Annotated in this window: 4 protein-coding genes; 2 read left to right on the forward strand and 2 right to left on the reverse strand. The window is 73.0% G+C overall.

Annotation, left to right across the window (positions count from 1 at the left end; genetic code table 11):
* A partial coding sequence (locus tag B7767_RS33955) for a glycoside hydrolase family 3 C-terminal domain-containing protein (protein WP_085575458.1) occupies positions 1-1,642 on the forward strand: 1,642 nt, incomplete at its 5' end.
* Between the two features lie 56 nt (positions 1,643-1,698).
* Here B7767_RS33955 and B7767_RS33960 read toward each other — a convergent pair.
* Positions 1,699-2,886: a fumarylacetoacetate hydrolase family protein gene (locus B7767_RS33960; protein ID WP_085575459.1), complete on the reverse strand. Its 1,188-nt coding sequence runs from the start codon at positions 2,884-2,886 to the stop codon at positions 1,699-1,701.
* A gap of 34 nt (positions 2,887-2,920) precedes the next feature.
* Complete coding sequence (locus B7767_RS33965) at positions 2,921-4,657, reverse strand: IlvD/Edd family dehydratase (protein WP_085575460.1); 1,737 nt, start codon at positions 4,655-4,657, stop codon at positions 2,921-2,923.
* Between the two features lie 105 nt (positions 4,658-4,762).
* On the opposite strand from B7767_RS33965, the gene B7767_RS33970 reads away from it, so the two are divergent.
* A partial coding sequence (locus B7767_RS33970; protein ID WP_143652774.1) for a FadR/GntR family transcriptional regulator occupies positions 4,763-5,194 on the forward strand: 432 nt, incomplete at its 3' end.

Here is a 5,194-nt window from a genome sequence, read left to right on the forward strand (position 1 = left end):
CCCCTTCGAGATGGCCATCCGCGAGGGCGGCGCCCGCTCCCTGATGAACGCCTACACCGACACCGACGGCATGCCCGCCGCGGCGGACGAGGACCTGCTCACCGGACTGCTGCGCGAGACCTGGGGCTTCGAAGGCACCGTCGTCGCCGACTACTTCGCCATCGCCTTCCTCAAGACCCTGCACGGCGTCGCGACCGACTGGGCGGACGCCGCCGGCACGGCGCTGCGCGCGGGCATCGACGTCGAACTGCCCAACGTCAAGACGTACGGCGCGCCCCTGACCGAGGCCGTCGCCGACGGCCGCATCCCGGAGGAGCTGGTCGACCGCGCCGTGCGCCGGGTACTCACCCAGAAGGTGGCACTCGGCCTGCTCGACCCGGACTGGGACCCCGTGCCGGCGGCGCTCGACGGGGCGGACCCGGACGATCCGGCCGCCCTGCGCGGCCGGATCGACCTGGACGGCCCGGAGAACTGCGCCCTGGCCCGCGCGCTCGCGGAGGAAGCGGTCGTGCTGCTGGGCAACGACGGCACCCTGCCGCTCGCCGCGCCCCGCCGCATCGCCCTGGTCGGCCCCAACGCGGACGAGGGCACGGCCGTCCTGGGCTGCTACTCCTTCCCCCAGCACATCGGAGTCCGCCACCCCGGGACCCCCCTCGGCATCGAACTGCCCACCCTGCGCGAGACGCTCGCCGCCGAGTTTCCCGACGCCGAGATCACGTACGCCCGCGGCACCGGCGTCGACGACGGGGACCTCTCCGGCTTCGACGAGGCCGCGCGGGTGGCGCGCGAGGCCGACGTCGCCCTGGTGGTGCTCGGCGACCGCGCCGGAGTCTTCGGGCGGGGCACCAGCGGCGAGGGCTGCGACGCGGAGTCCCTCGCCCTGCCCGGCGCGCAGCAGCACCTGCTCGACGCCCTCCTCGATCTCGATACGCCCGTGGTCACCGTGTTGCTGGCCGGACGGCCGTACGCCCTCGGCCGCGCGGTCGAGGAGTCCGCGGCGATCGTGCAGTCCTTCTTCCCGGGCGAGGAGGGCACGCACGCGATCGCCGGGGTGCTCAGCGGCCGGGTCAATCCCTCCGGACGTCTTCCGGTCGGAGTGCCGCGCGGGCCGGGCTCCCAGCCTGGCACCTACCTCGGGGCACGGCTCGCGCACGCCAGCAGGGCGTCCAGCATCGACCCGACCCCCGCGTTCGCCTTCGGACACGGCCTGTCCTACACGCGGTTCGACTGGACCGATCTGGCGGTGGAGGTCCAGGAGGCCCCGACGGACGGCGAGTTCGCCTTCTCCTTCACCGTCCGCAACACCGGCGGGCGGTCCGGGACCGAGGTCGTCCAGCTCTATCTGCACGACCCGGTCGCCTCCGTCGTCCAGCCGGTGCAGCGCCTCGTCGGTTACACCCGGGCCGCCCTGGAGCCGGGGGAGGCCCGGCGCCTGAGCGTCAAGGTCCCGGCCGACGTCGCCTCCTTCACCGGCCGCGACGGCCGGCGCGTCGTCGAACCGGGTGAGCTGGAGGTGCGGTTGGCCGCCTCCAGTGCGGATCCGCGCCTGACGGCCAGGGTCGTGCTGACCGGGGCCGAACGCCGTGTGGATCACACGCGGCGCCTGCACGTCACGATCGTGCAGGAGCCGCTCACCACCTGAACCGGGGGTGCGCGGCGCACGTCAGGGGCGCCGCGCACCCCGGACCGTCGGAGGTCTCACAACAGGCCGCGCCGGGCGAGGCTGCGCATCAGCGCTCCCACGCCGAACGTCCACGGCGCGGCCTCCTCACTGGGGACGACGGTGTTGACCAGGGCGCCGAGCCGCGGGCTGGAGATCCGTACGACGTCGCCGTACTCGTGGGTGAAGCCCGCACCGGGCGCCTGCCGGTCCTCGGTCGGGGCGAACAGCGTCCCCGTGAACAGCACGAATCCGTCCGGGTACTGATGGTGCGCGCCGTGCGTGGCGGCCACCAGGTCCAGCACGTCGCGGCTGATCTCGCGCAGGGAACTGCTGCCCCGCAGTACGTAGCCGTCCGTGCCCTCGACCCGCAGGCCGATGTCGAGCCCGCGTACGGCGTCGAGACCGAAGTCCTCGTCGAGCACGCGGACGAACGGGCCGATCGCGCAGGAGGCGTTGTTGTCCTTCGCGCGGGACAGCAGCAGGGCACTGCGTCCCTCGATGTCGCGGAGATTGACGTCGTTGCCGAGCGTCGCTCCGCGTACCCGGCCGCGCGAGTCCACGACGAGGACGGCCTCGGGCTCGGGGTTGTTCCACACGGAGGCACCGAGCACTCCGATGTCGGCGCCGGTGCCGACCGCGGACAGTACGGGGGCCTTGGTGAACACCTCCGGATCCGGCCCGATCCCGACCTCCAGGTACTGCGACCACAGCCCTTCGGCGACGAGCAGCTCCTTGGCCTTGACCGCTTCCGGTGATCCGGGACGGATGCCGTCGAGCCTGCCGCCCACCACCTGGACCACGCGGGCCCGCACCCTCGCGGCCTGCGCCGGATCGCCGCCCGTGCGCTCCTCGATGACGCGTTCCAGCAGGCTCCGGGCGAAGGTGACGCCCGCCGCCTTGATCACCTGGAGATCGACGGGGGCGAGCAGATGCGGCACGTCACGGCGGCCGGGCCGTGCCTGCAGCAGGTCGTCCAGACGCCACGTGCGTCCGCCGTCGGCCTCGCGGACGACGGCCGCCGCGTCGTCGCGTTCCATGAGGTCGGAAACGGTGGGTGCGAGAGCCGTCAGGTCGACGACGTCCTCTCCGCGGACCGCGGCCACACACGGTCCGTCCTCTTCCGGGTCGTGGACGCGCGCGACGAGGGCGCCCCGGCCGGCGTCCTCCGGAAGGACGGATCCGGCGGTGAGGACCGGACGGGGGCGCGCTGCTGCCGATTCCACGATCGATGCTCTCCTGGATGCGAGGGGGGCGGGCTCAGTGGGAGTCGCGGGGGACCTCGTGTCCACGGCTTCCGCGCAGGAACCCGAAGTCGGCGCCCCGGTCGGCCTGTTCCACGTGCTGGGTGTAGAGCCAGGTGTAGCCGCCGGCGTACCGCTCGGTGGGCGGCGTCCACTCCTGCCGGCGCTGCGCGAGCTCGGCGTCGTCCACGTCCAGGCGCAGGGTGCGGTTCGGGACGTCGAGGACGACGGGGTCCCCGTCGCGCACCAGGGCGAGGGGTCCGCCGACGGCGGCCTCGGGCGCCACGTGCAGGACAACCGTTCCGTAGCCGGTGCCGCTCATCCGGCCGTCGCACACGCGCACCATGTCCGTGACGCCGGCCTTCAGCAGCTTGGCGGGCAGCGGGACGTTGGAGACCTCGGGCATGCCGGGGTAGCCCCTGGGGCCGGCGTTGCGGATGACGATGACGGTGTTCTCGTCGACGTCGAGGTCCGGGTCGTCGGCGACCTCGTGGTACGCCTCCGGGGAGTCGAAGACGCGCGCGGGGCCGCGGTGGGTGAGCAGGTGCGGTGAGGCGGCGGACTGCTTGATCACCGCGCCGTCGGGGCACAGGTTGCCGCGCAGGACGGCGATACCGGTGCCGGCCGGCTGGAAGGGGGCGTCGAGGGGGGTGATGACCTCGGAGCCGAACCGCTCGGCGGACTCGGTGTTCTCGGCGACGGTGCGTCCGGTGACCGTGACCGGCCCCCCGTGCAGCAGCTTGCCGCCGAGCAGTTCGGCCATGACGGCGGGCAGCCCGCCCGCGTAGCAGAAGTCCTCCATGAGGTACGTGCCGCTGGGCATCAGGTTGACCAGGGTCGGCACCGCGCGGACCAGGTCGTCGAAGTCCCGCAGGCTCAGCTCGACGCCGACGCGTCCGGCGAGGGCGGTGAGATGGATGACGGCGTTCGTGGAGCCGCCGATGGCCGCGTTGACCCGGACGGCGTTCTCGAACGCCTCCCGGGTCAGGATCCGCGAGGGCCGCAGCTCCTCCTCCACCATGGCCACGATGCGCTGCCCCGCCGCCTGCGCGGTCTCCATCCGCCGGGAGTCGACCGCGGGCCAGGCCGCCGAGCCCGGCAGCTGCATGCCGAGCGCCTCGGCCACGCAGGCCATCGTCGAGGCGGTCCCCATCGTCATGCAGTGTCCGTTGGAGCGGGCCATGCAGCCCTCCGCGAAGAAGCACTCCTCCTCGGTCATCCGGCCGGTCTTCAGATCCTCCTCGAACTTCCACACATGGGTGCCGGATCCCACGTCCTGCCCCCGGTACTTGCCGTTGAGCATGGGCCCGCCGGTGACCATGACGGCGGGCAGGTCGACGCTGGCGGCGCCCATGAGCATGGCGGGGGTCGTCTTGTCGCAGCCGGACAGGAGCACCACGCCGTCGAGCGGATTGGCCCGGATCAGCTCCTCGACCTCCATGGCCATGAGGTTGCGGTACAGCATGGCGGTGGGGCGCATCAGAGTCTCGCCGGTGGCCATGGTGGGGAACTGCAGCGGCAGGCCGCCCGCCTGCCACACGCCGCGCTTGACGGCCTCGGCGACGCGGGTCAGATGGGCGTTGCACGGGGCGAGTTCGGAGGCACTGGTCGCGATGCCGATGACGGGACGCCCGTCGAACACCTCGTGCCCGAACCCCTGGTTGCGCATCCAGGAGCGGTACAGCATCCCGCTGCGGCCCTGTGCGCCGAACCATGCCTGGCTGCGGCGGTTCGTCCTCCGGTCGTCGGTCATGTGAACACTCCCGTGGCTCCGGCGTCGTCCGCTCCGCGAAGGGGCGTTGGCGGGCGCGGGCCCGCAGGCCCTACCCTGTGCCCCAATCATTAAATGATTCGACGAATGGCGTCCAGGGGGCGAACGGGGATCGTGGTGCACTTCCTGACCCTGCAACAGCGGGTGGCCGACGAGCTCGGCCGACGCATCGTGGGCGGCGCGTGGGAGCCGGGCGATCCGCTGCCGGTCGAGGACACGCTCGCGGCCGAGATCGGCGTCAGCCGGGGAGTGGTGCGGGAGGCGGTCAAGTCGCTCGTGGCCAAGGGGATGCTGCACGTACGGCCGCGCACCGGCACGCGCGTGCTGCCCCCGGAGCACTGGAACCACCTGGACCGCGACGTACTGCGCTGGAAACAGGCCGGGGACGCGGCGGCCCTGCTGCGCGACACGGGCGAGCTGCGGCGCATCGTCGAGCCCGAGGCGGCCCGGCTCGCCGCCGAGCGGGCCGGCCCCGACGCCGTACGCGCGCTGTACGACGCCCTGGCCGCCATGGAAGCC

It is taken from the genome of Streptomyces sp. 13-12-16, from assembly GCF_002114215.1.
Classification (GTDB): Bacteria; Actinomycetota; Actinomycetes; order Streptomycetales; family Streptomycetaceae; genus Streptomyces.

Bases quoted from the DNA above. Each gene is read 5' to 3' on its own strand.
- B7767_RS33965 (WP_085575460.1), bottom strand. From the start codon at position 4,657: ATGACCGACGACCGGAGGACGAACCGCCGCAGCCAGGCATGGTTCGGC.